Source organism: Shewanella psychromarinicola (assembly GCF_003855155.1).
Taxonomy (GTDB): Bacteria; Pseudomonadota; Gammaproteobacteria; order Enterobacterales; family Shewanellaceae; genus Shewanella; species Shewanella psychromarinicola.
On sequence record NZ_CP034073.1, the window covers coordinates 325,091 to 349,853 of the forward strand.

18 protein-coding genes are annotated in these 24,763 nt (G+C 42.5%); 8 read left to right on the top strand and 10 right to left on the bottom strand.

Features of this window, described 5'->3' with window-relative positions:
* Positions 1-25 precede the first annotated feature (25 nt).
* Positions 26-2,182, top strand: a complete 2,157-nt coding sequence (locus EGC80_RS01350) for a S46 family peptidase (protein ID WP_124014009.1) — start codon at positions 26-28, stop codon at positions 2,180-2,182.
* A 19-nt stretch (positions 2,183-2,201) separates the two neighbouring features.
* On the opposite strand, the gene EGC80_RS01355 is transcribed toward EGC80_RS01350, so the two are convergent.
* Together EGC80_RS01355 and EGC80_RS01360 are read right to left on the bottom strand one after the other, a co-directional pair.
* Positions 2,202-2,909: a 23S rRNA pseudouridine(2604) synthase RluF gene (locus EGC80_RS01355; RefSeq protein ID WP_164839524.1), complete on the bottom strand. Its 708-nt coding sequence runs from the start codon at positions 2,907-2,909 to the stop codon at positions 2,202-2,204.
* Between the two features lie 469 nt (positions 2,910-3,378).
* Positions 3,379-4,722: a Na+/H+ antiporter NhaC family protein gene (locus tag EGC80_RS01360; protein WP_206191883.1), complete on the bottom strand. Its 1,344-nt coding sequence runs from the start codon at positions 4,720-4,722 to the stop codon at positions 3,379-3,381.
* A 547-nt stretch (positions 4,723-5,269) separates the two neighbouring features.
* On the opposite strand from EGC80_RS01360, the gene EGC80_RS01365 reads away from it, so the two are divergent.
* Positions 5,270-5,569 carry a hypothetical protein gene (locus tag EGC80_RS01365; RefSeq protein WP_124014007.1) on the top strand — a complete coding sequence of 100 codons (300 nt, stop codon included), beginning with the start codon at positions 5,270-5,272 and terminating at the stop codon, positions 5,567-5,569.
* 177 nt (positions 5,570-5,746) lie between these two features.
* Here EGC80_RS01365 and putA read toward each other — a convergent pair whose 3' ends face one another.
* The 4 genes from putA to EGC80_RS01385 all read right to left on the bottom strand — a co-directional run bounded on the left by putA (position 5,747) and on the right by EGC80_RS01385 (position 12,034).
* Positions 5,747-8,941 carry a bifunctional proline dehydrogenase/L-glutamate gamma-semialdehyde dehydrogenase PutA gene (gene putA, locus EGC80_RS01370; RefSeq protein ID WP_206191882.1) on the bottom strand — a complete coding sequence of 1,065 codons (3,195 nt, stop codon included), beginning with the start codon at positions 8,939-8,941 and terminating at the stop codon, positions 5,747-5,749.
* Positions 8,942-9,338: 397 nt separating this feature from the next.
* Positions 9,339-9,920: a TIGR04211 family SH3 domain-containing protein gene (locus EGC80_RS01375; RefSeq protein WP_124014005.1), complete on the bottom strand. Its 582-nt coding sequence runs from the start codon at positions 9,918-9,920 to the stop codon at positions 9,339-9,341.
* A 139-nt stretch (positions 9,921-10,059) separates the two neighbouring features.
* Positions 10,060-11,328 (bottom strand): inorganic phosphate transporter, encoded by a 1,269-nt coding sequence (locus EGC80_RS01380; RefSeq protein ID WP_101032877.1) that lies wholly within the window; start codon positions 11,326-11,328, stop codon positions 10,060-10,062.
* 25 nt (positions 11,329-11,353) lie between these two features.
* Complete coding sequence (locus EGC80_RS01385; protein ID WP_124014004.1) at positions 11,354-12,034, bottom strand: TIGR00153 family protein; 681 nt, start codon at positions 12,032-12,034, stop codon at positions 11,354-11,356.
* A 236-nt stretch (positions 12,035-12,270) separates the two neighbouring features.
* On the opposite strand from EGC80_RS01385, the gene EGC80_RS01390 reads away from it, so the two are divergent.
* Positions 12,271-13,755 (top strand): CYTH domain-containing protein, encoded by a 1,485-nt coding sequence (locus tag EGC80_RS01390; RefSeq protein ID WP_124014003.1) that lies wholly within the window; start codon positions 12,271-12,273, stop codon positions 13,753-13,755.
* A gap of 724 nt (positions 13,756-14,479) precedes the next feature.
* On the opposite strand, the gene EGC80_RS01395 is transcribed toward EGC80_RS01390, so the two are convergent.
* The 4 genes from EGC80_RS01395 to EGC80_RS01410 form a co-directional block, all read right to left on the bottom strand.
* Positions 14,480-14,722 (bottom strand): YgjV family protein, encoded by a 243-nt coding sequence (locus EGC80_RS01395; protein WP_101032880.1) that lies wholly within the window; start codon positions 14,720-14,722, stop codon positions 14,480-14,482.
* Between the two features lie 204 nt (positions 14,723-14,926).
* Entirely contained in the window at positions 14,927-15,364 is a 438-nt protein-coding gene (locus EGC80_RS01400) for a PaaI family thioesterase (protein ID WP_101032881.1), read from the bottom strand.
* Positions 15,365-15,528: 164 nt separating this feature from the next.
* Positions 15,529-16,197, bottom strand: coding sequence for a helix-turn-helix transcriptional regulator (locus EGC80_RS01405; RefSeq protein WP_101032882.1), 669 nt, complete (start codon positions 16,195-16,197; stop codon positions 15,529-15,531).
* Between the two features lie 485 nt (positions 16,198-16,682).
* Entirely contained in the window at positions 16,683-17,303 is a 621-nt protein-coding gene (locus EGC80_RS01410; protein WP_101034750.1) for a DUF2238 domain-containing protein, read from the bottom strand.
* A 180-nt stretch (positions 17,304-17,483) separates the two neighbouring features.
* On the opposite strand from EGC80_RS01410, the gene serA reads away from it, so the two are divergent.
* The 5 genes from serA to EGC80_RS01435 all read left to right on the top strand — a co-directional run bounded on the left by serA (position 17,484) and on the right by EGC80_RS01435 (position 24,487).
* A complete protein-coding gene (gene serA / locus EGC80_RS01415; protein WP_101032883.1) occupies positions 17,484-18,713 on the top strand; it encodes a phosphoglycerate dehydrogenase in 1,230 nt (409 codons plus the stop codon).
* A gap of 166 nt (positions 18,714-18,879) precedes the next feature.
* The gene (gene ygfZ / locus EGC80_RS01420; RefSeq protein ID WP_124014002.1) at positions 18,880-19,842 is read left to right on the top strand and encodes a tRNA-modifying protein YgfZ; all 963 of its coding nucleotides are present in this window, start codon (positions 18,880-18,882) and stop codon (positions 19,840-19,842) included.
* Between the two features lie 183 nt (positions 19,843-20,025).
* Complete coding sequence (locus EGC80_RS01425; RefSeq protein ID WP_101032885.1) at positions 20,026-20,733, top strand: ABC transporter ATP-binding protein; 708 nt, start codon at positions 20,026-20,028, stop codon at positions 20,731-20,733.
* A 5-nt stretch (positions 20,734-20,738) separates the two neighbouring features.
* The gene (locus EGC80_RS01430; protein WP_124014001.1) at positions 20,739-23,312 is read left to right on the top strand and encodes an ABC transporter permease; all 2,574 of its coding nucleotides are present in this window, start codon (positions 20,739-20,741) and stop codon (positions 23,310-23,312) included.
* On the top strand, positions 23,309-24,487 hold the full coding sequence (locus tag EGC80_RS01435) for a lipocalin-like domain-containing protein (protein ID WP_124014000.1): 1,179 nt from the start codon (positions 23,309-23,311) through the stop codon (positions 24,485-24,487). The genes EGC80_RS01430 and EGC80_RS01435 overlap by 4 nt, the downstream gene beginning before the upstream one ends.
* Positions 24,488-24,763: the final 276 nt, after the last annotated feature.

The following is a 24,763-nucleotide window of genomic DNA, read 5'->3' on the forward strand; positions in this document are numbered from 1 at the left end:
CCCCAAAAAATAACGGAATTACATAATGAAAAAATGGTTATTAACTGTTGCAATAGCAGCCAGCTTTGGCGCTATGGCAGATGAAGGTATGTGGCAACCACATCAACTACCTGCGATGGCCGATGAACTCAAGGAAAAAGGCTTAGAGATCAGCGCTGAATCAATCTCTAAATTAACTGAATTTCCAATGAATGCCGTGATCAGCCTTGGTGGTTGTACCGCTTCATTTGTATCGCCAAAAGGCTTAGTCGTCACCAATCACCACTGTGCCTATGGTTCAATTCAGTACAACTCAACATCCGATAAAAACCTGCTTAAAGACGGGTTTTTAGCCAAAACTTACGCAGAAGAACTACCTGCTACACCGGGTTCGCGTATTTTTGTGACTGAAACGGTCACTAATGTTACCGATAACGTTAAAGCAAACCAAATGGATAAGGTGGGTAATGATTTTTACCAAGGCATAGAACAGCAAGAAAAAGCCTTAGTGGCAGAGTGTGAAAAAGAAGACGGTTACCGCTGCCAAGTGTATAGCTTCCATGGTGGCTTAGAATATTATCTGGTTAAGCAGTTAGAAATTCGTGACGTGCGTTTAGCTTACAATCCAGCGGCTAGCGTAGGTAAATACGGCGGCGATATCGACAACTGGATGTGGCCACGCCATACTGGTGACTTCTCGTTTTATCGGGCTTATGTATCTAAAGACGGCAAACCCGCCGATTTCAGCAAAGATAATGTTCCATATGAGCCAAAAAGCTTCTTAAAAGTATCAGCTAAGGGCGTTAGCGATGGCGACTTTGTGATGGTTGCCGGTTACCCAGGCAGTACTAACCGCTACCGCACTGCCGATGAAGTTAACAATCAGTTTGAGTGGGCTTATCCTGAAGGGAAAGTCCTGCAAGAGCGCATGATTGAGATCATCAAAGAAACCGCGCCAGAAGGCAGCGACGAGCGGATTAAATACGAAAGCTTGATTGCTGGTTTAGCCAATTATGCCAAAAATTTTACCTCGATGATTGAGTATTATGGTAAATCAACCATGCTCGCTGATCGTGAGAAAATAGAGAGCGATTTAGCAAACTGGATCGGCAAAGATAAAAAGCGCCAACAGCAATATGGCGAAACACTATCAAGCTTAGAAAAACTGGTTGCTAAGAGTCAGCAAAATCAGCAAAGAGACACTTTATTAGGTTATATCGGTTACACCACCATGGTCACCACCGCACGTGATTTGTATCGCTTAGCTAATGAGAAAACCTTAGCTGATATGCAACGTGAGCCCGGATACCAAGAACGTGACATGACCAACTTTACCTCAAGCATGGAACGTATTGATCGCCGTTATGCCGCCAGTGTCGATAAATCCCTGCTAGCCGATTTACTGACGCGCTATGCCGCATTACCTGCAGAGCAGCATTTAGCCTCTTTAGATAAAGCCTTTGGTATTAGCAAAAAATTTGATGCTAAAGCGTTAGCGAACACATTGGATAAAATGTACGCCAACACCAAGCTAAACAACAAAGAAACTCGCTTAGCATGGATGAACAAATCGGTTGCCGACTTTAAAGCCTCTAACGACCCGTTCATTCAATTTGCGGTTCAAACCTACGCTGCCGACATGGCGCTAGAAAAACAGCAAAAACAATTAGAAGGTGACTTAATGAAAGTACGTCCACAATATATGGACGCGATCATTGCCTATAACCGCGAGCAAGGTAAACCGGTTTATGCCGATGCAAACTCAAGCCTGCGGGTGACAATAGGTAACGTTAAAGGTTACTCACCACAAGATGGCCTAGTGGCAATCCCTTTTACCCGTTTAGAAGGCATTTTAGCCAAAGATACTGGAGTTGACCCATTTGATGCACCAGCAAAACAGATTGAGCTGATTAAGCAAAAGCAATACGGCGATTATTATGTCAAAGCCATTGACTCAGTCCCGGTTAATTTTTTATCGACCCTTGATACAACCGGCGGTAACTCAGGATCACCCACCTTAAACGGCCGCGCTGAATTAGTCGGTTTGCTGTTTGACGGTGTGTACGAAAGTATCATTGGTGACTGGGGATACGACGCTCAAAGCAATCGTTCCATCCAAGTTGATAGCCGTTATATGCTCTGGGTAATGCAGTACTTAGATCATGCTGACAATTTATTAGCTGAAATGGACATTGTTAAATAATCATTGTTTAACAAAATGCTCAGCTTACTGCGCATTTAAGACTCAATAACTCTGCGGCCGTTAATGGCCGCATTGTTTTTTCTGCTAATTCAGCAAGACACACATCCAGCAACTGGGTACGCATTAAATCAATCACTTTATAGCTCAACGCCTGACACATACGCCTAATTTGCCGATTTAATCCTTGGGTTAATACGATCTCAAATCTGTCTTCATCCGCCTCAGAGCTCCATCGCCGAATGTCACACGGTCGAGTTTGCACTTGCCCATATTGCACGCCTTGCGCCATCATCAATAAAAATTCTGCGCTAATAGGCTTATCCACTTGGACGACATAAGTCTTTGGATGATAAAAATCGGGATGCATTAACGCTTGAGTCAATTGGCCATCATTAGTGAGCAGTAATAATCCGCGAGAATTTTTATCTAAACGCCCTGCAGGATACAGCCTGGGTGACTCGGGTAATAAATGGAGCAGACTATGGGGATCATTAGCTAATAAACGGCAATCAACGCCAACAGGCTTATGGTACAGCCAATACTGTTTAGCTTGCACGGGCAAAATGGGTTTACCATCCACCAAAACCGTCACCGCTTCTGCGGGGTTAATGCGATCAGTATGCTTGGCTAATTGATGATTAAGACTCACTCGACCACTATCGATAAGTCGCGCAGCTTGCCGTCTTGATGCCACGCCACACACAGCTAAATAATGACTTAATCGCATCGATGTCATGGACAATACTCAAGCAAGAATGGACATAAAATAACGGGTTCCGAGAAATAGGTCCACATTAGTTTGTTACGTGTTAATTGTTATTAGCATGCTTAACCCGAGGCAGATGCAGCATAAAATATTCACCTGGGTTAATTCCCATATAGCCGATGACACAACATAGGTAAAAATTTATCAAACAATTGGCAAAATCCAACTGACGCTAATCCAATAGCATCAATGACATGAACACAATCATTAGGTGTCAATCATGATTGCAGACACTCCTCGGTCACGGGTCGATACTTAAGCAAAAACAGGCATGGGCATGTTAACCCGGAAAACCCAAAAGTAATGACCAAGAACCAAGAACAGTAATAGCCAATCATTACTGATTGGCTATTACTTGATTATCGTAAAATAGCTACATTCGTCGCCACTTAAACTGGGTAAGCAAGTGATGATTGATCATATAACCGATTTAGACTCGTTTACGAAATATCACAATGATCACTGCCATGACGGCCAAAATCATACAATACCAAGCATTAGACACTGCGACTAATGGACTAATGGTAAACACAGAGGCAATTAATAGTGCTTGGGCGCCATGTGGAATTAATCCCTGAATAATACAAGCAAAAATATCGAGAATACTGGCCGCTCGTTTGGGGGAAACCCCATGCTTTTCGGCTAGCTCCTTGGCGATATCACCCGTCACCACAATCGACACAGTATTGTTAGCTACACATGTATTGGTAGCGGCAACAATCGCGGCCATGCCTAACTCTGCCGCACGGCTTGATGCTTCGCCATTCGCTTTTGAAAAACGTTTGATTAGACGTTCAATCTGCTTGCTGACAAACGTTAGTCCACCCTGCTGCTGCATTAGTGCCGCTAAACCACCGACTAACATCGACAGAATAAAAATCTCCTGCATATTGGTAAAACCGGTGTAAATGTCATTACCAAATTGGATAAAGGTATAGTGAGAACTTAACACGCCTGTCACGCCGGCTAATACTATCCCTAATGACAGCACCACAAATACGTTTAAGCCGACCACCGCTAACACTAGAATGGTTAAATACGGTAGTACTTTTAAGATTTCAATATCCTGAGCAACAATATCTGCTTGCCCTTGACCGACAAATGAAAAAGCAATCAAGGTGAGGATCGACGCCGGGATAGCAAACACTAAGTTCTCACGAAATTTATCTTTCATTTCACAGCCCTGAGTTCGCGTTGCCGCAATCGTGGTATCTGAAATAATCGATAAATTGTCACCAAATAACGCACCAGACATTACCGCACCCGCCATTATGGCATAGTCAATATGTGCTTGATCAGCGACCCCTAACGCCACCGGCGCAACAGCAGCAATGGTGCCCATCGACGTCCCCATCGATGTTGCAATAAAAGCGGCTATAACAAAAAAACCAGGCAATAATAAATTGGATGGAATAAACGATAAACCGAGTGCCACCGTCGCATCAACGCCGCCAGTTGCTTTTGCAACAGCAGCAAATGCACCAGCCAATAAATAAATTAAACACATAGCAATAATATTACTGTGGCCAATACCTTCAATAAAGGTTTCTATCGCACTATTGATTTGCTGCTTTGACAACAATATTGCCAATACAATGGCAGGTAAAATAGCAATAACACTGGGTAATTGGTAGAACGCATAATCAACACCCTGACTTTGAAAATATAAGCCTGCACCAATAAACAATCCTAAAAACAAAAAAAGTGGCAATAATGCCACAAACGATGCCGGGCTGTTTACTGCCGAGGGGGCTGATGAAATAGCTTTAGTCAAAGTGGTCTCTCTTTATCTTAACGAATAGGGATTGGCGGATGAGAAAAGCGAGTACGACTCAATCTCGATCATCAATGAATATTTAACAATATGTTCAACGCTGCTATATATTGCAGTCACATCAAAACAAGTTGTGCCAAGAATAAGAGAACTCTTCACCACTGTCAATATAGACGTCTAGACTTCCTTTATTTTGGCGTATTTAATTCTTAAATCTGAAAAATGCTACAAATAATTTACATAAATATAGAGTCTGTTGATGTTTGGAGATCAATTTTGCAGCAGTTTGTGGCGATTTGATACCTGGCGGGTTTATCTAAAGAGCCATACTATTTATCTCGAATAAATTTGGGTCAAGAAAGAACCATAAGCCCTGATCAACTTATCGATTTGTCACCCCTTTTTAAAGTAAAAATTGATTTACGTTAGTATTAACCTAATGTCGATTTGCTATTCTATATAAGCATTCACACATTTATACCATCGCATTATGGCCTCGTCTAATAGTACAAGGATAAATGTGCAGGGTATTCAGCGTAGGTGAAATATGACCCATAAACCCGATCGGATCACTGCAATGAAACAACTCATTGCCCAAGTAAAACAAACCTTCCCATTAGACTCCCCTGATCTCTTTCGTTGTGGGCCCGCTAACAGTTGTGTGGGTTGCCCAAAAAAACTATTAGATCTTATCGATTCTGAGGTCACCTACTGGGAAGCGGCAATCGCACAGGGCGTTATGCCCTCTTTAGGTGATATCAGCCGCTTTGGTAAATTATGCCAAAACGTCGGCCGAGGATTAAAACGCAATAATATTCAACTGTCACCCGTTCTTGTAACTCAGTAAGCAACTCTGTATGCAACTCTGTATGCAGCTCTGAACGCCTCACTTATTTTTAGGGAAGACATATTAATACGGCTCTGAATTTACTCCTCTTGCTGTCAATAAGCGTAAAAGCGAACCGTCCAATTAGTGGCATAAAAAAGCCCACATAAGTGGGCTTAAAAGATAAAACACATTACCTTACTCGTCAGTGTCGCCTAACGATAGCAATGTCGCATTACCACCAAGAGCGGTAATGTTGTTGGTACGCGTTTTTTCAGTCACAAAACGGGTTAAGTAATGTGGACCACCGGCTTTAGGACCTGTACCTGATAACCCTTGACCACCAAATGGCTGCACACCCACTACGGCACCAATTTGGTTACGATTAATGTACACGTTACCGACATTCACTTTATCGGCTAGATTAAGCGCATGGCCTTCATTACGGCTGTGGATCCCTAATGTTAACCCAAACCCAGTGCTATTGATTTCGTCAATCACTTTGCCTAAATCAGCAGCCTTATAACGGATTACATGCAAAATAGGCCCAAAATGCTCTTTTTCTAGCATCTTTATCGAATCGATTTCAACCGCGGTTGGGGCAACAAAGTGACCCTTCTCAGTACCCGCTGGTAACTCAAGTTTATTAATTAACTTACCTACTTGGCTAATATGGTCAATATGGGCATTCAAGTTTGCTTTAGCCGTTGCATCTATCACTGGGCCCACGTCCGTCTTAACGAAGCTAGGATCGCCAATGACCAATTGCTCCATTGCACCTTTCATCACTTCAATCACCCTATCGGCAATATCTTCTTGTAAAAACAACACTCGCAGTGCTGAACAACGTTGACCAGCACTGGTAAATGATGAAGAAACTACATCATTTACCACTTGTTCAGGCTGTGACGTTGAGTCAACCACCATGGCATTTTGACCACCGGTTTCAGCGATTAATGGAATAATGGCGCCATCACGGTTGGCTAAGGTACGGTTGATAAGCTTTGCTGTACCTGTAGACCCGGTAAAACACACACCGCCAATACGCTCATCAGCCGTTAAGGCAGAACCGACAACAGCCCCCGTACCGGGTAAGAACTGCAATACATCTTTAGGGATCCCCGCTTCATGAGCAAGCTGCACGGCACGATAACCCACTAAGCAGGTTTGTTCAGCTGGCTTGGCAATCACGGTATTACCCGCGGCTAACGCCGCTGATACTTGGCCGATGAAAATCGCTAACGGGAAGTTCCATGGACTAATACAAACAAAAATTCCGCGACCTTGTAAAAACAACTCATTAAGCTCACCTGTTGGGCCAGGAAGTAATTCAGGCTTAGCCATCATTTTCTTCGCTTGCACGGCGTAGTAACGACAGAAATCGACCGCTTCACGTACTTCATCGATACCGTCTTGAATGCTCTTACCCGCTTCACGGGTACACAACACAATCAGCTCTTCTCGGTTTTCTTCCAGTAAATCGGCTAGTTTTTGCAGTGCATTGGCACGCGTCTCAACCGGAGTCCGCGCCCAACGGCCAAAAGCGGCATCAGCACCCACGACCGCTTGCTCTATTGCTTTAGCATCAGCAAACGCCACAGTGCCTACCGTTAATGAAGTATCAAAAGGACTCACTACCGTTTGTACATCACCCGTTAAGGTCTGACCGTTAACCAACGGACCCGCAGTCCACTGAGTGGCACTGTACGTTTCTAATGCAGCAAAAAATGGCTCTGATTCAGAAATAATGTTCATGTTTAGTCCTTTAGAGTTTTTACGTTCTGCACCAAAAATATCTGCTGGCTGCACAATTTTTTGATTAGCTAAGGTTTTATAACCTTGTAAGGTCACTAATGGGTGAACCACTAAGCTTTCAATAGGGGTATGTGGGTCTACTAACTTGTGCACAAATGAGGTATTCGCACCGTTTTCAAGTAAGCGACGGACCAAGTAAGGCAGCAAGTCTTTATGGGCACCGATTGGCGCATAAATACGCACGGCTTTAGCACCACTTTCAGATAAAATGGTGTCGTACAATTCTTGCCCCATACCATGTAAGCGTTGGTACTCATAAAGGCGATCGCCGGCCATGGCATTAATACTGGCTACCGTTTGCGCGTTATGAGTAGCAAATTGCGGGTAAATAGCACCGCGAGTGGCATCTGATAGTAAGAAGCGTGCACAGGCCAAATAAGACACATCAGTGCTCGCTTTACGAGTAAATAAAGGATACCCCCCGTCACCCGCTTGCTGAGCCCATTTAAGCTCACTATCCCAATACGCACCTTTTACTAAACGTAATGGAATTTCATCACCTTGATCTTTTGCAAGACGAGTCACCCAGCATAAAACAGGTAAGCAGCGCTTCGAATAGGCCTGCACCACAATACCCAGTAAGCCCCATCCTTTGGCGGCATCTGACTGATACAATTTCTTGAACAATGTTAACGATAGTTCAAGACGATCCATTTCTTCGGCATCAATTGAAATACCAATCTTCAGCTCACGGGCTTGAACAATCAGCTTAATGACAGTGTCGTATAGTTCGGTTAATACGCGATCTTCATTGGCGACTTCATAACGAGGATGCAATGCTGACAGTTTAATTGAAATTGTTGGCCGTGGAGCGTCAGACTCATCAAATTGCTGCGCACCTAAATCACCGATAGCGTTACTGTAATCGATGAAGTATTTTTGCGCATCACTGGCCGTTAAAGCTGCCTCACCAAGCATGTCATAACTGTGGGTATAACCTAACTTACGCTTAGCTTCGCTATTTTTGAGCGCTTCTTTGACATTGCGCCCTAATACAAACTGCTTACCCATAATCTTCATCGCAGCTAACATCGCTTGACGGATCACAGGCTCGCCAACGCGGTTAACGAGACGCTTAAGCAAGTTACTCGGTGTACCGTCAATGTTACGATCTAACTTAACGATTCTTCCGGTAAGCATTAACCCCCACGTTGAGGCATTAACCAGTAGTGAACCACTTTTGTTAAGGTGTACATCCCACTTAGCCCCAGACAGCTTATCTTCTATTAACGCATCGGCAGTTTCAGCATCAGGAATGCGCAACAGAGCTTCAGCTAAACACATTAGGATAATCCCTTCTTGTGTTTCTAAACTGTATTGTTGTAAAAAGGCATCAACCCCTACCATTAAACCTTTTTTCTCAAACTGACGTACTTTGCTAACGAGTTCGTGAGCGCGACGAGTGACTTGCTCAATGTCTGTATCAGACGAAGGCACTAACTTGATTAATTCAGATAGGTATTGCTCTTCATCGACAATATAGTTATCAGTAATGGCTTTAAATAACTCATCAAGAGTGGCATTGTCATAGCGGCCTTCCAGTACTTCACTCGCTTTGAACATAGTATTCGATTCCATCTAGGTCAGATTAAGGATGGTTGTTGTGGCTATTAAATGAACACAGTATTCATAAATATTCTATTTTGTATACAATGTACGATCTATTTTTCGGCGATTATACCTTCAAAATGTGAACTTGGACACTATAGATAAAAAATTGCCAACAATTGTTTGATTTTCATCACTGCATTATCCGTGCGCAATGTGATAAGACGTGAAAGTTGACAGGTAAAGGTTTTTAACAGCTTGTTAAGTAACAATTAATATTTATTTAACATAATAAAAAAATGAATGACTCTTATAGAAAAAAATGAAATAAAAAAAGCCAACGTTTGAATAGTTGGCTTTTTAGCAAGGATATGAATCGCATAAAAGATGATTTGATTCTATAGAAGCTCATCATCAACGGATATTATTACATCCAACGACTATTTTTACGACGCTGCGGACGCGGTAAGTACACCAATATAATACCAATCAATGCACCCATACCGCCAATCAAGCCACCTTGCTGCCACATTTGATAACGACGATTATCAACCCCTTGCTGCACTTTTAACTCGGCTTCATCTCGCTGTTTAACCGCTATCGTTAATGCAGCGTTTAATTCAGTCACCTTTTCGTTAGCCAGAATTAAATATTCTTCAGTATTGTCAGTATTTTGAGTAATTTGATTTAATTGCTCATTAGCTTGCTTCAGTTGGGCTTCCATCTCTGGAAAACGTTCACGAAAACTAGGCTGATCGGTCACTAAACTGGTTAATACCCAGCCTTCTCGGCCTTTATGATCAATAATTTGAGTGAAATCACCATCGGTATTATCCAATAACGTGATCGGTTGACCCGCTTCTACGCTACCAAGAATACGAAATTCTGTACCCGGTCCACCATGAATAAACGTATACACATCATCAGAAATAAAACGCGTTGGTGCTTGGGCCGCAAATACGCCACTTGGCGCAAGTAAAAATATAAGGATTGAAAGTACTCTTAACACGGTATTTATCCAAACTCAGAAAACTTATGGTCATGCTATTTATTAAATGCTCTGAATGCAAGAAGGAAGTCATATGACTTCCTTCTTAAATGCATTCGCACTCACACTTCTGTTAATACTTCATTGGGTCTTGGCTAAATTAACTAAAGATGCTCTTAATAATGAAGAAGAACACAATAGATAATGCAGCACCTGCTGGCAGGGTAATAACCCAAGACACAACAATGTTACGCACCACACCAATATTGATTGCCGCGATACCACGCGCCATGCCCACACCTAACACTGCGCCCACTAAGGTTTGTGTGGTCGAGATAGGTAAACCGGTACCAGAAGCAATAACCACAGTCGATGCGGCAGCTAATTCAGCAGCAAAACCACGGCTTGGCGTTAAATGGGTGATGTTTTTACCAATGGTTTTCATCACACGCTGACCAAAAATAGCCAACCCCAACACAATACCCACTGCGCCTAATGGTAAAATCCACCATGCTAGAACAGCTTCAGCACCAATAACACCGCCACTTTCAACCACAGAAACCACTGCAGCTAATGGACCAATCGCGTTAGCAACGTCGTTTGAACCATGTGCAAATGCCATACAACATGCAGTTACAACCATTAAAATGGCGAAGACTTTTTCAACATTACCATACTGAGTTTGACGGTCAGCTTTGTCGCTCATTTTTAAACGGCTAATGGCCACTTTACCCAAAAGACCAACTACGGCCGCAACAGCCGCCGCTAAAAGATAAGCTTCTACGGTTGAAAAATTGATGCCTACATGCTTTAAACCTTTGGTAATGGTCACAAGAGACATCACAAAACCGGCTAATGCCATGTAAAAAGGCACATAACGCTTAGCATTTCCCAACGGATCATCGGTATCAAAAATCAGCTTTTGCACACTTTGGAAAATGATATAAGCAATAAAACCCGAAATTGCGGGTGTCACAACCCAAGAGCCAATAATACCGCCAACCTTACCCCATTCAACAGCGTCAGCATTGACACCCACTGCGGCAAAACCGACAATCGCGCCAATAATCGAATGGGTTGTAGAAACGGGCCAGCCTAACGCTGACGCTACCACTAACCAAATACCTGCAGCAAGTAATGAGGCAATCATGCCGTATACCAATAACTCTGGTACGTCAGTAAAATAACTGGCGTCGATAATACCTTTACGAATAGTACTTGTGACTTCACCACCGGCTAAAAATGCACCGGTGAACTCAAAGATCATTGCAATAATAATCGCTTGTTTAATGGTAATGGCATTAGAACCTACAGAGGTCCCCATTGCATTGGCTACGTCGTTTGCACCAATACCCCATGCCATTAAAAATCCGAATGCAGCCGCTATCATAATAAGCATAGGGCCATTGGTGACTAATACATCAACCATTTTGTTTCCTTGATAACCTTTGTAATTAGTTACGAGCTAGCATTAGCTCTAGGCGGGAACCGACACGCTCAGCAAGATCTGCTAAACCTCCAACCCATTCGATAATTTTATACATGAACATTACATCAATCGGATTCAATTCAGCTTCTAATGCAAACAATTGACGACGCAATTGAATTTGCAAGTCATCAGAATCGCCTTCGATAAGATCTAATTCATTGATCATTTTGGCAACTAACTCAACTTGACGACCCCGGAAACCGGTTTCGAGCAAATCATCGAGTTCGTTAATAGCCCGCTTAGCAAGTGATACCGCATCTAAACAACGTTGTAGATAAGCACCAAAAGCTTTTTGCATAGGCTGAGGAAGGACTAATTGACGGCCAATAATACGGCCAGAGATATCTTTTGCCTTGTTGGCGATTTTGTCCTGTTGAGTTAATAACTCAAGCAAGTCAGTCCGTTCAACAGGCATAAATAATCCACCAGGAAGAGTCAGGCGAATTTCACGTTTAAGTGAGTCAGCGTCTTTTTCCAGCAAACTAATTTTTTTGCGTATCTTTATCGCTTCATCCCAGTCACCTGAGATAGTTGCGTCAAAGAAAGGAACAAGAAGTGATGCACACTCATGTACTTTGTCGATATGCTGTTCTAAAGGCTTAAGAGGTGATTTTGCAAACACACCTAAAATAGAGTTTACTGGCATTGCCGTTTACCTATTTAATAAATTCCAATTTGGAAAAAGCGGGCGCATGTTAACCCAAGCGTACACATAATGAAACTGTGTTTTTTAATTTCGTACGACAGTTTCTCTGTTATCGTTACTCAGTATATATGATGCGAGCAACGCTATACTAAGATAATTTTATTACAGCAATGTGACATTATGAAGATAATATGACGCATTAATGAACATTTGATGACAAGGCAAACATAAAGTCAATGGACGCAGAAATAGAGTTAAAACTATTCATTCAAGCACAACACCATGATTTATTAAAAAAAATATTGAATGACTACCCTAATTCGACCCCTCAAGGCCAGAAAAACCTCACCAACGGATATTTCGATACAGACGATTTACAGTTGCGTCGTTGGGATATGGGCTTACGCGTAAGGGGTTTTGATAACCAACTCGAACAGACCATAAAAACAGCAGGTAGGGTCGTAGGAGGGATCCACTCTCGTCCCGAATATAATGTCAACATAGATCAAAAAATACCGATCCTGTCACGTTTCCCAAATAAAATTTGGCCGGTAGGATATAATATCGACAACATCTCCGCATCACTCGGGTGTATTTTTGAAACCAATTTCAACCGCCAAACCTGGCATATTTACCTCAATAACAGCCTCGTTGAGGTCGCATTGGATGTGGGTGAAATCATTGCAAAAAATAACCTTGATCCCATATGCGAGCTAGAATTTGAATTACTTGCAGGTGATACTTCAGCCTTAATAGAATTGGCAATTGAAGTGGCTAAATCAGTGCCCTTGCGGTTAGGTAAGGCCAGTAAAGCTCAGCGAGGTTACCAGCTTGCGGGTAAATCAAAACCCGTCACCCTCGAGAATATTGATTACGTCTCGTTGTCAAAGAGTAATAATTTACAGCAAACCCTTAGCGCCATACTAGAAACGGGGCTTGAGCGCTGGCAACTGATTGAAAATATGTTAACTGTCTCTAATGACGACGAACAACAACAGTCAGCATTATGGGGTGAATTACGTCGTTGTGTGCGCTTACTCAGGCTCACCCTAGATCAATTTGGTTTACTCAATCAGCACACTAGCCCATTATTTGATCATCTTGAACAGGCGCTAACATTTGTTAGTCCACTGCAAAGCTGTTGCTTATTGTTGCAAGACTACGCAAAACTGCTTGCCAACATCAATAATAAACCTCTGGTGTGCCAACGACTAGAAAACCATATCAGCTCGATGTCTATTTCAACTCAATTAGCCTCCATATGGCAACAACCTGAGTATGGTCAATTACAATTGGCCTTAGTCGATTTGTTATTAACCACTGAAAGTGGTCAACATCAATGGGGCAATTATCCAGAACTGGGCTTGTTTGCTAACCAATTACAACAAGCCTCATGGAAACGTATTGGCAAATTAATGCCGATAACATCTGAAATGAATAGCGTAGATTACCAACACGTTGCAGACGCACTGGATGAAAGTATCTTAGTTGGCTTTGCTTATGGAGAAATGTACCAAGCCAAAAAGCGCGAGGCTTTTCGTGCACCGTGGCAAGACTTAGCGTTGGGGATCAGCACGCTATCTGCGTATAAAATATTAAGGTTCCTTAGTGAGCAGTATCAACTTAATATTGAAACCTGGTTAGACAATAAAGAAACCAGTTTATTGTTTGCCATGGAGCAGTCACGTAAAAGTGCCCTAAAAGTGCCTATATATTGGTAAGTTAACACATTATTGCGTCAGCAAATGATTGTGAGCAAAACAGTAAGAGGATGATTATTATCGTGTTTTTGATAGACGACCAATTTATAGCATTTAGGTATAAATGGTCGCCTATTGCTTAGCTAAATGGCTGTAATTTGGCTAAAGCCTGTTTAATACCAATCGTATTAATTATCTGGTTATGCAGCGGGAATTCAAATTGCTTTAATCAAGGCGAAGACTTAACGGCATAGTGTTATTCGGCAACGGATCCTGCGTTGCTCTATCTCCGCTGTAGTGAAATGATCCCACTCTCTTTTACTGAACATCTAAGGGAGGCTTACTTACGATGCCGGCCAGCGTTTCTATTAAATACCAATTTTGTCAACGTCGTGGACCACCTTCGCCAGCAGACATTGCGTTTTACACATCTGCCACGATACACCGTTTTGACTGGTTAAATAATTAACTTGAGTTATTTATTGTTCTTTATGCGCGGTCGGCTAACCACTGTTCAATTAAGTCATAAACGGTTGCCATATGAATACTCCTACTCCAAACCACCATTTGATGGACACATTATAGAAGCGCAAGAGGATTAATTATAATGATTAAAATAGATAGCCAAATACGTTAAAAGCGATTAAAACTATTTAAATTAATCCAAAAAATAGTGTAATGACAATAAAAAAGCCAACGTTGTCAGTTTACCTTTTTGGTATTAAATCATTGAGTAAAGGAATGATTAGTCTGTGGGCGGGGTTGGTTTACGGTATAACTTAATCAAATAATAGGCATCAATTAACACAATAAAAAAATTAACCAAAGCAACGGGTAATGCATCTATGGCCAGGCCGTAAGCCACAAATAATCCAGCACCAATTAAGTTCCACCAGCGTAATTTTTTGATGTTCGCCATCATCAAGGAAATAGCAACAACGACCGAAGCTAAGTAGCCGACCCATTCCCAAGGGTTAATATTGTCCATGGATTTTCCTTATATTACGATGCTGAATAAACAAGTTGAAGCCAAAAACACTCTGTTCAGCTAACAAATGTCCGAGCACTTCCCCTTAGCCCTTGTACATTCATTATGATTAAACAAGCAGTAACGTTATCTACATAATAAATAGGCAGCAAGACTAAAATGTTGATCTACTGTAGATTTAGTCGCTATTGTTCTAACTATAGCTTATCGCTCTACAACTGCAGCTGTCATTCTTGAAATACAGCAAAGTTTGCCAGCGCTATTGTGCACTAATATTTCCCATACAGAACTGCGCTTGCCAATGTGTACAGGTTTTGCTGTCGCGGTTAATTCGCCATTACGTGATGCTTTTAAATGATTGGCGTTGATTTCTTGTCCGACACAATAATAGCGCGTGAAATCGACCACAAAATTGGCAGCATAACTGGCTACCGTTTCCGCGAGTGCGACATTCGCGCCACCATGAACCATCCCTAATGGATTATGCACAGCGGGATTAGCAGGCATGGTGGCGACCATATAATCATCGCCAATTTCAGTGATTTTAATGCCCAAAGTTTGCATTAAGGTGCCCTTTCCCTGCATCCCTGCATCCAAACGAGCACAATCTTCTAAAGTGACCGTTTTAAACCAAATACTCATTCTTAATATCCATCATTATCATTACTAGAAAGCTCAGTGTACTGATTAGCTTAAGCTTTTAAAAGATAAACGCGATAGATAACACCACCCCATTAAAAAGGAGCCTAAGCTCCTTTTTGTCGTTATTGTCGTTATTGTCGTTATTGGATAAATCGTCCAGTACGTTAACTCACCAATTCCCAGTGACTTTGATAAGTTTGTGCCCAACGTAATAACTCAACTCGGTTGCGTGACTCTGTTTTACGGAAAATAGAGGAGATATGGGCTTTAACGGTATGTTCACTAATACACAATCGCTGGGCAATTTCTTTATTACGCGCGCCACTAGAGACAAGCTGAATAATAGTTCTTTCTCGATTGGTCAACCTTTGGAGAATGGCAACGGTATCGGCAGGGATTTCAGTACGAGTATCTAACTGCTGAACTAAACGTCTAAAGATTTTACTGATCAATGGCCGGTCGTACCACAATTCGTCAGCCACCATTTTACGCAAACCCGTTAGCATTAAATCCATGCGTTGATCACTGTACAATAAACCACGCACGCCTTGGAGCAGTGCAGACTCTTGATCAAGTGAACCTCGTTCAACTTGATATAAAGCAACCGGAACATGTTCGACTAAACGCGACACCAATAACGGAATACCTTTACTGTCTAAGGCTGCGCCCTTTTGTGAAATAAGATAAAAGTTATTGGATTTTTTTTCTAACTCAAGCTCAGCCGCATGTTTTACAATGCGAGTTTTTAACCCGATAGATTCAGCCAAAATAGCTAAATGGCAAGGTGCTGCGATTTGGTGCAAGAACACCAACTCATCGATATTCGAACTCATCACTCTTCTCCCTGAAAAGTACATTATTGCTCAACATACCTTGATCACATCCTGAGGTTATATACTATACGTAAATGGAACTCATTTACTAGCCTTCAGAACTAGGCAGAGCAGATAGTTTACTTTCATCTCTTTATATTTAGAACATTTTATTTGGTTATTAGTTAATCGCCTTATCTTGTAAATGGATTAACCGACAGATTAGATAATCGTGGTTAATCGGTCACTCTCAATAGCTACTGTTATGATAAAAACCTTTCTATACAGCAAGCATAGTAAAAATTTGCTGGTTATTATGGCTATTATGTAAGTCTAAAGTATTAATAGTAAGTTTGACTGACTTGCCATAGACTTTATCACTAATTCAAGACTGATAAGCCTCATACTTTACATTCGCTTAAAGCCATTAATTAATTCTCAGGCTAGCAGCCAAATTTAGCTATTTTATGATGCCTTTTATGCCACGATAAGCCCAGCCTGCGCAGTCACACCAAATGGTTATTGACCGCCATTTTGGTCGCTATCTGTTTGTTATGAAGAGATGAAAGCAACAATACGCCACACACGCCACCAATTAATGCTAAAAACATGTCAGATTGAGTATCCCAAACATACCCTTGAGTGCCTAAAAAAGCCTCCGCATTTTCGCCAGTAGCAATGGCGACCCACCATTCAACTAATTCATAAAAAGCTGAAAATGCGAGCACAAAACATACCGCTAAAAACTGGCACCAAGCACCTATTTGTATCACCTGCTTACGGATAAAAATTTCACGCGCCAATATCACCGGAATAAAACCTTGGGCAAAATGGCCGACTTTATCGTAATTGTTTCGCTCACTGCCCATCAGTTGAGCTAGCCAGTCAAATAATGGTACTTCAGCATAGGTGTAACGAGCTCCCACAAATAACACACAACAATGCACTAGAATAAGGCCATAAGCTAACGGGGTTAGCGGAAAGCTTTTACGACTAAAAAACAATATCGGTAATGCGAGTAATGCAGGGATGGCTTCCAGCCACCAAGTAAACATATCTTTAGGGTTTATCAGCGACCACAACAATACCAACAGATAAATTGTTATCCATATCACACCTTTTTTCATCGAAAATTCCTCTTCTGCGATATTGTTCTCAATTAAAAATATTCCTTCAGCCATCTAGCCCTCCACAAGCCCTAAAAAAAGTGCTACTTTGGTATTGCGTCGGAAGTCTGCATTTATATCATAACTGTTAGTATAAGCATTAGCATAAGCACCATTTAATGATAAGAGGGTACCCATATCATGGCGAAACATTCGCTTGACAAGGATAAGATTAAAATCCTGCTGTTGGAGGGCGTCCACCAAACTGCGGTCGATGTACTAGAACGTTCAGGTTACACCAATATTGAATATCACAAAGCCTCACTCGGCGAAGCTGCATTACTGGTTTCAATCAAAGATGCGCATTTTGTTGGTTTACGCTCACGCACGCAACTGACAGCTGAAGTATTACATCATGCAGAAAAACTAGCTGCTATTGGTTGCTTCTGTATTGGGACTAATCAAGTCGATTTATCGACAGCTGAACAATTGGGTATTCCGGTCTTCAACGCGCCATTTTCCAACACGCGTAGTGTTGCAGAATTGGTGATTGGTGAGATCATCATGTTAATGCGTGGTATTCCGCAGCGTAATGCGATTTCACATCGCGGCGGTTGGCTAAAAAGCGCCAATGGCAGTGTTGAAGTCCGTGGTAAAACCTTAGGTGTTGTTGGTTATGGTCATATCGGTACTCAGCTAGGTATTTTAGCTGAAACCATAGGCATGAGAGTGATTTTCTTTGATATTGAAGATAAATTACCGTTAGGTAATGCCTCACAAGTTCGCTCTATGGATGAGTTATTGGCTCAGGCCAATGTTGTCAGCCTGCATGTACCCGAAACGCCACAAACCAAAGACATGTTCGCTAAGGCTGAATTTGCTAAAATGCGCCAAGGCAGTTTCTTTATCAATGCCTCCCGCGGCACCGTGGTTGATATTGAAGACCTAGCCCAAGCGCTAAAATCTGAGCATCTTGCTGGCGCAGCAATTGACGTATTCCCGGTTGAACCTAAGTCTAATGATGATGAATTCATCACTCCACTTCGAGGTTTAGACAACGTATTGCTCACGCCACACATTGGCGGCAGTACTGCAGAAGCACAAGAAAATATCGGGGTTGAAGTGGCTGGCAAGCTAGTGAAATACTCAGATAATGGCTCAACCTTATCTGCAGTGAACTTCCCTGAAGTGTCATTATCTCAACATAGTGGTACTTCACGCTTATTGCATATTCACCATAACCGTCCTGGTGTGTTGATCAAAATCAACCAAGCGTTTTCAGAGAAGCACATTAACATTGCCGCACAATACCTACAGACTACTGCTCAAATTGGTTATGTGGTAATGGAAGTTGATTCAGACCAAGCCGAAGAAGCATTAGTTGAGTTGAAGTCAATCGAAGGCACTATCCGTGCGCGAGTATTATTTTAACTTTTGCTTCGCAATGGATTAACTCAGGTTAATTGGCTTACTCGAAAAGCTACCTTGCTCAAAAGGTAGCTTTTTTATTGGCTTTTAAAACCTTGCCCCCTGTTGAGCATTGTATTATTCCGTTACACTCCAAGCATACCGTCTTATTCTCAGCTTAGGGATAGTTATGACTATTTCAGTAAACCAACCAGATTGGGATTTCATCGCCACATCTCCTGCATTAATGTTATCAAGTTTAGCTCATATGGGATTAATCGAAATCACCGGAGAGCAAGGGCGTAGCTTTATTCAAGGCCAAGTCACTACAGACATTACCTCTCTTGGTACATACGAGTGGAAATGGGGCGCGCATTGCGACCCTAAAGGTAAAATGCTTGCCAGTTTCCGAACATTTGCTGTGGGCGATAGCTTATTCATGTTACTGCCCAAAAGTGCCTTGAGTTTAGATTTACCACATTTACAAAAATACGCGGTATTTAGTAAAGCTGAACTGGCTGATGTCAGTGATGACTACCACATAATCGGCATAGCTGGAGCAGAGGCACAAGCCTTTGCTACTGAACATTTTGGCGATGTATCGCAAACACTTAACTTTGTAGATCAGGGCGTAATCATTCGCGATGGAGATCGTTTTATTGCCATTATTAAATCAGCCGCAGCCGAAATAATCATCAACCAATCGGGTCAAACATTGTTTGATGCCAGTGCATGGCAAGCATTAGAAATTAAAGCCGGTTATCCCAACATTGATGCCGCTCATTCAGGCCAGTACGTAGCACAAATGTGTAACTTACAAGCCATTAATGGCATCAGCTTTACTAAAGGCTGTTACATGGGCCAAGAAACGATTGCTAGAATGAAATACCGCGGTGGTAATAAACGCGCTTTGTATATTTTGTCCGGTACCAGCAATCAAAAAATCACCACTGACACTACGTTAGAAATTGCGCTTGATGACGGTTTCCGTCGTGGCGGTAATATTATTGAGTGCGTCCAATATGGCGATAAAGTACTGCTTACAGCGGTACTACCAAATGATACCGAAAACAACGCTCAACTTCGTCTTGCTGGAGATGAAAGCTCACAGCTATCTATTATCGAGTTGCCGTATTCTTTAGCAGATGCCTAATTAACTCATATTATTAACCGACTAAATACATCTACAAAAGCGAACCTTGGGTTCGCTTTTTGTTTTTTTATAGCCAAGGCGATCTATTTGACTCATATTAGGTATATGATTAATATTGTTAACGAATTAAATAAATTCATTAAACCCAAATAACTCATTACATTCATCAGTTATGGAGTCACTATGGAACCTCTCGTTACCTTAGAAAATATTAATAAAGGGTTTCGCGATGGCGAGTCATTCCATTCTGTGCTCAATCAAGTCAATCTGACGTTATACCAAGGGCAAACCGTTGCCCTTATGGGCCCTAGTGGCAGTGGTAAAAGTACCTTACTTAATATCATTGGCGGCTTTGAGACTATCGACAGCGGCGAATTATTCATTCATATCGATGGCCAGAAACAATCGGTAACGCCCTGGAAAGATAAGCAATGGAGTCAATACCGCCGTCAATATCTTGGGGTCGTCTTTCAGCAATTTAATTTACTGACGCCACTTAATGTGCGTGACAATATCATCTTTTCATTGGCAATGAATGGCCAAAAATGGACGCCATGGTGCGATGAGCTCTGCGAACAACTGGACATAAGTTCGTTACTTCAACGTAAGGTAGAGAATTTATCCGGTGGGCAACAGCAACGTGTCGCAATTGCCAGAGCCTTAGCCCATAAACCGCCTTTATTGCTTGCCGACGAGCCCACAGGTAATTTAGACCAACAAGCCGGATTGCAAGTCATGACGCTACTGACCTCACTGGCCAAGCAAGCTAATACCTGCGTGGTGATGGTGACCCATAGCCAGCAATGTGCTGACTTTATGCAAACTCACCTTCATTTACACGGTGGTAGCATAGAGCATCTGCGCAACATCACCCCATTAGCTTATGAGTGATTGCCATGTCACTAATTAACGTCCGTCTCTGCTTACAGGTTTTTTACCGCCACTATAAGCACTCACCCATACAAGCGAGCGCCATTTTAATCGGTATTATACTCGCCGTCACCTTACTGATTGGCGTCAAAGCAACTAACGAAAATGCCATACAAAGCTACAGTAGCGCCACCGAATTATTAAGCCAACGGGCCAGTTTTAACCTGAGCAATAACAGCAGCAGTGATATCAATGAACAGGTTTATTTTGCCCTATCTCAAGCGGGAATAGACAGTCTAGCGATTATAGAAGGATTGGCGACCAGCCCTGATGGCCAATTGTGGCAAGTCACGGGTAGCGATGTGGTGTCAGCGCTAGCACATAGTGCAAAAAACACCACAATCTCAAGTGCCAGTTTAACCTCATCGACCATCGATTTAAGCCAGCTGCTTAATGGTCAGCCCACCATTATGATGAGCCAAAGCCAAGCTAAGCGCATCGCCCCTAATGGCGACTTCACGCTTAATAACATTAAGCTTAATGTGCTACAGGTCGACGACAAATTGGGGTTGGGTAGCGCCTTATTAATGGATATGTCTCTGGCGCAGCCCCTGCTGAACATGCAGGGAAAATTAAGTTATATCGCGGTATTTGCTCCTACGACAACGGCCACTGAGGTACTTTCGCCCGATAACCCTCCTTCGTTTGAGCAATCTATTAAGCAAACGTTATTAGCCGCCGGTATCGATACCAACCGAATCAATATCACTACAGTAGACACAGGTGAGGCACTAGGCGCTTTGACCGAGAGCTTTCATTTAAATTTAAATGCCATGAGCATGTTAGCATTTGTTGTTGGGTTATTTATTGCCTATAACGGGGTTCGTTATAGCTTAATGAAACGGCAAAAGTTATTTGTCCAATTAATGCAGCAAGGTATTGATAAATTCAGCTTAATGATCGCGCTTTTGTGCGAATTACTCATATTGGTACTGATTGGCTGCATCATTGGCTTTATTACTGGTTTACAACTTTCACAATGGCTGCAGCCCATGGTTGCGCTGACATTAGAACAACTTTACGACGCTCGATTAATGCCTGGAATATGGCAATGGTCATGGTTTTTACAAGCTTTTGGCTTAACCTTGGCTTCGGCAATGGGCGCCTGCATCCCCATGTTAACCAACTTGATAAACACTCCTTTAGCCCAAGGCACCCATAAACAAGAGCGCCACTACCGTCGTTTACATCGTAAACAATTCTACCTTGGTGTCGTCATGTTACTTGGCGCGTATCTGCTATTTAATCTGACTGAAAATTACCGATATAGTTTAGCTTTACTCGGTGTCGTCACTATTGCGATTCCTTTATTACTGCCCCAATTATTGGGTAGCATGCTCACTCTTATTACGCCCTTATTTCCTAAAGGCCTATGGCAATATGGGGTTGCTGAAACTAAAGATATCATTGCTCCATTATCGTTAGCTATGATGGCGATGTTGTTGGCTATTTGTGCCAATATCTCTATGAACACCTTAGTAGGTAGCTTTGAAATCACCTTAAAACAATGGTTAAACGCCCGTTTACATGCCGATTTATACATCATACCTAATCCAAGCGACATGAGTAAACTGGAGGGTTTTTTACAACAACAACCCAAAGTCACCGGGGTTTATCAGCAATGGAAAACCTCAGCAATAATAAGTTCTGCAGCTCTGAGCTCATCAAGGACGCCTACTGCAGAAATTGAGCCGACATCGACCAATACTCCTATTTCGCTGATTAGCCGTGATATATACTCGCTCAAAAACACCACTATTTTTAAAGGCCAAATACCACAATTCTGGCAAGATTTTGGCGCGAACAACAGCATAATGATAAGCGAACCATTAGCCATTAAATTGAACCTACAACTTGGCAGTAAGGTACAAATTGACCGTTTAACCGCCTCATCTATGACAGTGGGAGCCATTTATTATGACTATGGTAATCCCATGGGCGAAGCCATTATCCATCACCTCACTTGGCAAACGAATAAGCTACCTATCAAGCCTATCAGCTTAGCGATAATTTATGCTGGCGAGCTAAACGAGATACAGCAACAACTCACTCAAACCTTGGGGATTTCATCCGCTCAAATGTATAGCCAGCAAGGCATAAAATCACAAGCCATCGAGATTTTCAAGCGCACCTTTTCAATTACTGTGGTGTTGAATAGCCTCACATTACTGGTCGCAGCTATTGGTTTGTTTAGCGCGTGCATCATGTTAACTCAAGCACGGCTGGCGCCATTAGCCCGCTTATACGCTTTAGGTGTCAACCGCCAGCAACTGCGGGTAATGGTGTTATCCCAAATGCTGATCATTGTATTTTTAACCTGTTTACTAGCCATGCCCACAGGTGCACTATTGGGCTATTTGTTGATCAACAAAGTGACCCTACAAGCCTTTGGTTGGACGATAGCCATGGTATGGGATTGGCAAGCTTATGCTCAAGTAGTGCTGATTGCACTAGCCAGCAGTGTCATTGCCGTGTGCCTGCCTTTGTATTGGCAAACCCGCAAACCATTGATATCAAGCCTGCAGCAGGAAGTCTTATGAATAACGCCAAGCAGATCACCTTATATGCCAAGCTTAGCACACTGCTGATCGGCTTAATGATACTGATAAGTGGCTGTTCAGACCCGTCATCTGAGCACACGTCATCCACCATAGCCAATATGACCGCAAGCCAAAGTACGGGATATCAACAAGTATTACCCGATCACAATTTAGTGTTTCCAGCGGATCATCTAGCCCATGATGGCTTTAAAATTGAATGGTGGTATTTAACGGCCAATTTAACCACCACTAAAGGCGAGGACGTAGGGGTACAATGGACCCAGTTCCGTATCGCGCTGGCACCAAAAACACCATCGTCTACTGCGCAATCACCTGCGCTGCCATCCCCCGAGTTATCAATGAATCGTCCTCCTGCATGGGCAACGGATCAGCTGTATATGGCCCACGCCGCAGTCACATCTGCAGCTGAACATTTAATCGCCGAGAAATGGTCGCGCGCTCACCCTCAACTTGCTGGTGTTGAACCGCAACCATTTCAAGTGCATTTACAAAACTGGCAATGGCAGAGTCAATCTAACGACCTATTCCCAGCCACGCTCAAGGTAAACAATGATCAATTTAGCTACCAATTACAGCTAAACAGTCAACAACCTCTGCAATTACAAGGCAAGCAAGGTTATAGCAGTAAAAGTGCCGACCAAAGTGTCGCGTCTTACTACTACAGCCAGCCCTTTATCGATGTCACAGGCCAAATTACCCGTCATGGTGTTACCGAAAAAGTCAGCGGTAAAGCTTGGCTTGACCGCGAATGGAGCTCACAATTTTTAACCAAAGCCCAACAGGGCTGGGACTGGTTTTCACTGCGTTTAGACGATGATTCAACACTGATGGTGTTTAGGCTGCGCGGACAAACTAACAAGGATAACTTTTACAGTGCCAGAAGAATGTTTGCCGATGGCAGTGGTCGCAATATCAACAGTAAAGATAATCCCAATGATATCTCAATGGAACCGACTCAGTGGCAACAAACAGCATTAGGCTATCATCCTATTGCGTGGCGTATTGGCATCAAGAGTGAAGCAATAGACATTACCGCCCAAGCACTCAACCCTAACAGTGACATGTTAGTGTCGACCTCATATTGGGAAGGCCCTATTACCATTGCCGGCAGTCACCAAGGAAAGGGATATATGGAGTTGACTGGTTATCGCTAACGCCACGCAGCGTCCTAGCAACTAGGTTCTAGTGTCGCTTTGCTGCTAGAGACCGCTTCGCTGCTAAGATTTTATAGGCTCTATGCTTCAGCTTTTTCGTTTATTCGCTTGTTATCGTATGTCATCACTTGCTATCTCTAGACATCGCTCGTTATCGTATGTCATCGCTTGCTATCTCTGGACATCGCTCGTTATCGTATGTCATCGCTTGCTATCTCTGGACATCGCTCGTTATCGCATGTCATCGCTTGTTATCCCTGAACATCGCTCGTTATC

Bases quoted from the DNA above. Each gene is read 5' to 3' on its own strand.
- EGC80_RS01350 (WP_124014009.1), top strand. From the start codon at position 26: ATGAAAAAATGGTTATTAACTGTTGCAATAGCAGCCAGCTTTGGCGCT.
- EGC80_RS01355 (WP_164839524.1), bottom strand. From the start codon at position 2,909: ATGCGATTAAGTCATTATTTAGCTGTGTGTGGCGTGGCATCAAGACGG.
- EGC80_RS01365 (WP_124014007.1), top strand. From the start codon at position 5,270: ATGACCCATAAACCCGATCGGATCACTGCAATGAAACAACTCATTGCC.
- putA (WP_206191882.1), bottom strand. From the start codon at position 8,941: ATGGAATCGAATACTATGTTCAAAGCGAGTGAAGTACTGGAAGGCCGC.
- EGC80_RS01380 (WP_101032877.1), bottom strand. From the start codon at position 11,328: ATGGTTGATGTATTAGTCACCAATGGCCCTATGCTTATTATGATAGCG.
- EGC80_RS01385 (WP_124014004.1), bottom strand. From the start codon at position 12,034: ATGCCAGTAAACTCTATTTTAGGTGTGTTTGCAAAATCACCTCTTAAG.
- EGC80_RS01390 (WP_124014003.1), top strand. From the start codon at position 12,271: ATGGACGCAGAAATAGAGTTAAAACTATTCATTCAAGCACAACACCAT.
- EGC80_RS01395 (WP_101032880.1), bottom strand. From the start codon at position 14,722: ATGGACAATATTAACCCTTGGGAATGGGTCGGCTACTTAGCTTCGGTC.
- EGC80_RS01400 (WP_101032881.1), bottom strand. From the start codon at position 15,364: ATGAGTATTTGGTTTAAAACGGTCACTTTAGAAGATTGTGCTCGTTTG.
- EGC80_RS01405 (WP_101032882.1), bottom strand. From the start codon at position 16,197: ATGAGTTCGAATATCGATGAGTTGGTGTTCTTGCACCAAATCGCAGCA.
- EGC80_RS01410 (WP_101034750.1), bottom strand. From the start codon at position 17,303: ATGAAAAAAGGTGTGATATGGATAACAATTTATCTGTTGGTATTGTTG.
- serA (WP_101032883.1), top strand. From the start codon at position 17,484: ATGGCGAAACATTCGCTTGACAAGGATAAGATTAAAATCCTGCTGTTG.
- ygfZ (WP_124014002.1), top strand. From the start codon at position 18,880: ATGACTATTTCAGTAAACCAACCAGATTGGGATTTCATCGCCACATCT.
- EGC80_RS01425 (WP_101032885.1), top strand. From the start codon at position 20,026: ATGGAACCTCTCGTTACCTTAGAAAATATTAATAAAGGGTTTCGCGAT.
- EGC80_RS01430 (WP_124014001.1), top strand. From the start codon at position 20,739: ATGTCACTAATTAACGTCCGTCTCTGCTTACAGGTTTTTTACCGCCAC.
- EGC80_RS01435 (WP_124014000.1), top strand. From the start codon at position 23,309: ATGAATAACGCCAAGCAGATCACCTTATATGCCAAGCTTAGCACACTG.